Source organism: Aminobacter sp. P4_H6_2, assembly GCF_056400805.1.
The window spans coordinates 1-5,091 of the sequence record NZ_JBFUKO010000390.1; the positions used below are offsets into that span (position 1 = coordinate 1).

Here is a 5,091-nt window from a genome sequence, read left to right on the forward strand (position 1 = left end):
ACAATATAGTGACTGTAATTCTGGTTTTTACGCAATGCGTTTCAAAATTCGAACTAAATTCCAGCCGTATCCGAAGGCGCGCGCCGCCGGCCCGAGTTGCGGGTCGCCGGAGTGCCCATAGGCTGGGCTGGGCTTAGCCATCGTCCCCGGGCGGAACTCGGGCAGAGTTGGGGTTAGTCTTCCCTGAAGGCGCGATTGAAGCTGTCAGTGACTGGCGAAACCAGGTAGTCGATCGCCCGGCGCGGCTTGTGCACGATCAGCACTTCCGCCGGCATGCCGGGATAGAGGCGCATATCAGCGGCCAGCGAGTTTGGGTCGACCTGGGCTCGGGCGACGAAATAGGCCATGTTCGATTTTTCATCGACCGATTGGTCGGCGGCCACATAGATGACCTTGCCTGCCACGGGCAGGTGCGAGCGCTGATTGTAGGCCGTCAGCCGGATCTGCGCCTGCGAGCCGATGGCGATGCTGTCGATGTCGCGGGTGCTGACATGCATTTCGATGAGCAATGGCTCGCTTTCCGGCACGATGTCGAGCAGCGGTTCGCCTGGAGTCACGGCACTTCCCGGCGTGCGCACGCGGATGTTGGTGACGATGCCGGCCTGGGGGGAGCGGATCTCGAGGCGGCGCAATACGTCCTTGGCGCCGACGATTCTCTCCTCGACATCTGCGAGTTCGAGGCGGGCAGTGGTGATTTCGCCGGCAATTTCCGACTGAAAGTCGCGTTCGATTCCCGTCAGCCCAAGTCCGGCGCCTGCTTCGGCCTTTTCAGCCTGCGCTCGCTGGCCGGCAAGCTCTCCGCGCTTGGCTGCAAGCTCGCTGAGCCGCGCATCGATCTCTATGAGCTTGGAGCGCTGGGCAAAGCCCTTGTCCACCAGGGTCGCGATGGCCAATCGCTGTTCGTTGATGAGGTCGATCTGCCGCTCGATGGCATCGACCTGAATGGTCAGGAACTTCGACCGCTCGCCATATTCCTCGATCGTTGTCTGCTGGATGCTGTTGCGTCCGGTCTTGGACTCGCGGCGCTTTTCGAAGAATGCGCGTTCAGCCGCCATGGCGTCTTGGATCGCAGCGTCGCTGCTGCTGCCAAATTCGTCGGGGAAACCTACCGCCTCGGTGCCGGCCTGCTCCGCCCTTAGTCGCGCTAGCTTGGCAATCAGGCCGATGCGCCGGCTTTCCAGGCCTTGCAGATCGGCGCGGGCCCGCGTGTCCTCGAGCTTTATCAAGGCCTGTCCGGTGGTGACCTGGTCGCCTTCCTGCACCACTACGCGGCTTAGCACGCCACCTTCGAAATGGCTGACCGTCTTGCGCTTCGAATCGACAACGACCGTGCCGGTGGCCACCGAGGCGCTACTGAGGTCGGCGAAAAACGCCCAGCCGAGAAATCCGCCGAACGACACCAGGATTGTCGTGAGCCCAGCGATCACAAGGCGCCGGAGCGGCGAACGGGCATTGCCCTCGGCCATCTCCAACTCCATGGCGCTTACGGGCGATAGCGCCCGCGGCTGGTGGTGCGCGACATCGGGCCCGCGGACAGGCTGAACCTCGGTGTGTGCCGGCGGCATCGACTTGCGCATCATGATGCCACTACCTCGCGCGAAGATTGAGCTGAAGTCATCGAGGCAACCACATCAGTGCGCTCGCCAAACTGGGTAATGCGTCCATTTTCCAGGACGAGCAGCTTGTCAGCGACCTCCATGATTGTCGGCCTATGGGCGATCATCACGACAATGACGCCGTCGTCTCGGGCCTTTTCGATGGCGCGGATGAGAGCGCGCTCGCCAACGGCATCGAGATTGGCGTTCGGCTCGTCCAGCACGATCAGCCGGGGACGGTCGTAGAGGCAGCGGGCGAGTGCGATGCGCTGCTTCTGTCCGCCCGAAAGCGTCAGCTGGCCGTCGCCGACCGGCGTGTCGTAGCCCAGGGGGAGGCGGCCGATCATGTCGTGGACGTCCGCTAGCCGTGCGGCTTCAAGCACCCTGTGCGGGTCGCCATCCTCCATCCGCGAGATGTTGTCTCGGATCGTTCCTTCAAGCAGCGAAACCGATTGCGGAAGATAGCCGACCACGCGGCCGAAGGAGCCGCGCTCCCAGAGGTAGACATTGTTGCCGTCCAGGAAGATGCCGCCCGACGTTGGCTTGAGGACGCCAACGAGCAACCGCGCCAACGTCGATTTGCCGGCCGCGGAGGGTCCGACTAACCCCAGCACTTCGCCGGGGGAAAGGGAAAAGGAAATGCCCTTGATGATCGGCACGTCCATGCCTGGCGCTGCATAGACCAGCTTGTCGACGACGAGGTCGCCGTGTGGCTGCGGCGTCGGCATGACCTGGCGCACCGCCAGGTCCTCGTTCAAGCTCGCCTCGAGCCTGCGCCAGCCGGCAATTGCCAGGACCCATTGCCGCCAGTTCTCGATGATGGAATCGAAGGGCACGAGCAGCCGACCGACAAGGATGCTTGCCGCCATCATGGCGCCGGGGCTGACTTCCTGTTTCAGCACAAGCAGCGCGCCTACTGCGAGCGTCACGACCTGGATGACGTAGCGGAGTACGCGGGTGATTGCCGACATCGCCCTGCTTCTGCTGCCGCTGCTTTCAAGCGCTTCCAGCGCGTGCAACTGCGCGCCTCGCCACCGCCGCGCCAGCGCGGGTAGCATGCCCATCGCCTCGATGGCCTCCGCGTGACGAAGTGATGCGGCAATTTTCGACACCGATTCGGTGTTGGTCTGACTTGCCTCTTTCATCAGCTGACGCGTGAGCAGGTCTGTAATGACACCGCAGCCCAAGAGCAGCGCCACCGAAATCGCGCCGACCACGCCAAAGAGGGGATGCAGCAAAAACAGCGCACCCAGAAAGATCGGCGACCAGGCGGCATCGAGCGGGGCGCTGACGGCCGACGAGGTGAGGAAGCCGCGCAGTTCCGTCAGATCCCGCAGGGACTGGGCCGCGCGGGAAACTCCTTGATCGACGGAGGCCTGAACCGCGGCCGTCAGCAGCGGCAGGTTCAGCCATCGCGTCACCGCGCTGGCCATGGCCTGGAACGAAAGGGCACGGATGAATTCGAGCACGCCGTAGATCACCAGGGCGCCGACCGCTAGGACCGTCAGCATGACGAGGGAATCGATGCTCTGGCTGTTTAGCACCCGGTCGTGTACCTGCAGCATGAACAGGGGCATCGTCAGCTGAAGCAGGTTGATACAGGCGCTTAGCAAGGCTGCATAAAGGAGCGTCATGCCAAAAACACGCCTTGCCTGCAACACAAGCAACCTCGGATTGAGTGTCCCGTTGTGGGCGGCAACTGCCCCATTTTGGCTCTTGCCAACCGGTTTTTTTCGAACAGTATCGAACATGGGCGATTTGGCCTGGGGCTTGCGTGTTTAGTGATTTGAGTGTGGTATCTGCATCTCATGCAGAACATATTGCAATATCGCTGTCGTCAGTGTGACACAATAAATATAACACTCTCAAGGGTGGGGATCTCGGGCGGGGCATTGTGCAATTTTACTTCAATTTTTGAAGTAAATTACAAAAATAGGAGAGGTGGATGACGCAAGGACTTCTCTACCCGTTCACGGGTCTGGAAGACGCTGTATTGTTACGGAACGGGGGCGATAGACTGCATGTCGCCCCTGATGAGCCGCGCCGTGATCAGCCGCACCGCGAGCAGCAGCACAGCGATGCTCCTCAGGTCTCATGTTTTGACCTGGCTCGTCTGCTCGATCGGTCCAGTCGGCGCTTCTCAGGCTTGGTGAGCGCGGAGCTTACGCGGCTAGGTGTCGACGACATCGGCCCGGCCCAGGTGATGGTTCTGTTGGCCATTGGCGACACCGAGCTCTCGGTTGGCGAGCTGCTCGATCGCGGCAACTATGTCGGCTCGAACATCTCGTACTATCTGAAGCAGCTGACAGATGGCGACTACATCGATCGCGTCACCTCCCAGCGCGACAAGCGCTCGGCCCGAATCAGGCTGACGGAAAGGGGCAGGCAGCTCTGTGCCGACCTGCGGGATGCGGCGAAGGCCTTTGAGCGCGCCTTTTGTGGGGAAAAGGACCTGCGGGATCTCGCAACGGCCTTCCAGGCGCTGCACCGGCTCGAGCTGGTGTGGGCCAATGCCGCACGCTACGGCGTTTGAGGTGCAGCTGAAGGGCGGTTCCTTGTCGCGGGCTGGCTGAGCGTCATGCATGTAGCTTTCGTGCATCGGCGCGGTTTCGGCCAGTTCGCCGCCTTGGCCACCCATCTGGCGCAGGCGGGGAACGAGGTGAGCCTGGTAACGGAGGCCGTGGACCAGCGGATCCCGTCGGTGCGTGTTGTGCGGCACCGGTCGGAGCCGGGTCCGCGGGCGCACCCGCAGATGGCTCGCCATCTCGGCATACCCGATCACCATGCCCGGGTCGGCCATCGCGTCGCCGAGACATTCGACGCGATGGCGCGCCAGGGCCCAGGCCCTGACATCGTCATCGGCCACATCGGCTGGGGCAGCATGATGTTCGTGAAGGACGTGCTGCCGCATGTGCCGGCGCTCGGCTACTGCGAGTTTTTCTATCGGGCAGATGGAGCGGATGTCGGATTTGCCCCGGACAGCCAGCCCGACCTTGAGACGCGCAAGCGGATCAGGCTTCGCAACATGGCGCAGCTGATTTCGCTCGAGGCTCTGGATGGCGGCTTAAGTCCGACCGAGTGGCAGAGGAGCCTTTATCCGGCGGATGTGCAGGAGCGCATCACGGTGTGCCACGAGGGGATAGATACGCACCGCCTCCGTCCTGATCCGGCCGCTTCCCTGAAGCTTCCGGACGGACGCGTGCTCAAGGCTGGCAATCCTCCCATCGTCACCTTTGTAGCGCGCGACCTTGAGCCCTACCGCGGATTTCCACAGGCGCTGGAGGCTGCGTCCAAGGTCATCCGCAAACACCCCGATGCCTTGTTCGTCTTCGTGGGCGGCAACGGCGTGAGTTACGGCACGCCGGCCCCCGGGGGGGTATCGTGGAAGGAGCACCTTTTCACTTCGCTAGATCTTCCAAAAGACAGGGTGATTTTCCCCGGCCCGGTTCCACATGCGGTCTTGCGCCAGCTCTTCCAGATTTCTGCGGCCCATCTC

Annotated in this window: 4 protein-coding genes; 2 read left to right on the forward strand and 2 right to left on the reverse strand. The window is 62.3% G+C overall.

Annotation, left to right across the window (positions count from 1 at the left end; genetic code table 11):
* Positions 1 to 173: 173 nt before the first annotated feature.
* Positions 174 to 1,580 carry an HlyD family type I secretion periplasmic adaptor subunit gene (locus AC1DUU_RS22515; protein WP_476785610.1) on the reverse strand — a complete coding sequence of 469 codons (1,407 nt, stop codon included), beginning with the start codon at positions 1,578 to 1,580 and terminating at the stop codon, positions 174 to 176.
* Positions 1,577 to 3,346: a type I secretion system permease/ATPase gene (locus AC1DUU_RS22520; protein WP_476785611.1), complete on the reverse strand. Its 1,770-nt coding sequence runs from the start codon at positions 3,344 to 3,346 to the stop codon at positions 1,577 to 1,579. Before AC1DUU_RS22520 ends, AC1DUU_RS22515 begins: the two co-directional genes overlap by 4 nt.
* Before the next feature lie 194 nt (positions 3,347 to 3,540).
* Here AC1DUU_RS22520 and AC1DUU_RS22525 point away from each other — a divergent pair, with 194 nt between their 5' ends.
* Positions 3,541 to 4,128: a MarR family transcriptional regulator gene (locus AC1DUU_RS22525; RefSeq protein ID WP_476785612.1), complete on the forward strand. Its 588-nt coding sequence runs from the start codon at positions 3,541 to 3,543 to the stop codon at positions 4,126 to 4,128.
* A gap of 45 nt (positions 4,129 to 4,173) precedes the next feature.
* Positions 4,174 to 5,091 (forward strand): glycosyltransferase family protein (locus tag AC1DUU_RS22530; RefSeq protein ID WP_476785613.1); only part of this gene is annotated, 918 nt, incomplete at its 3' end.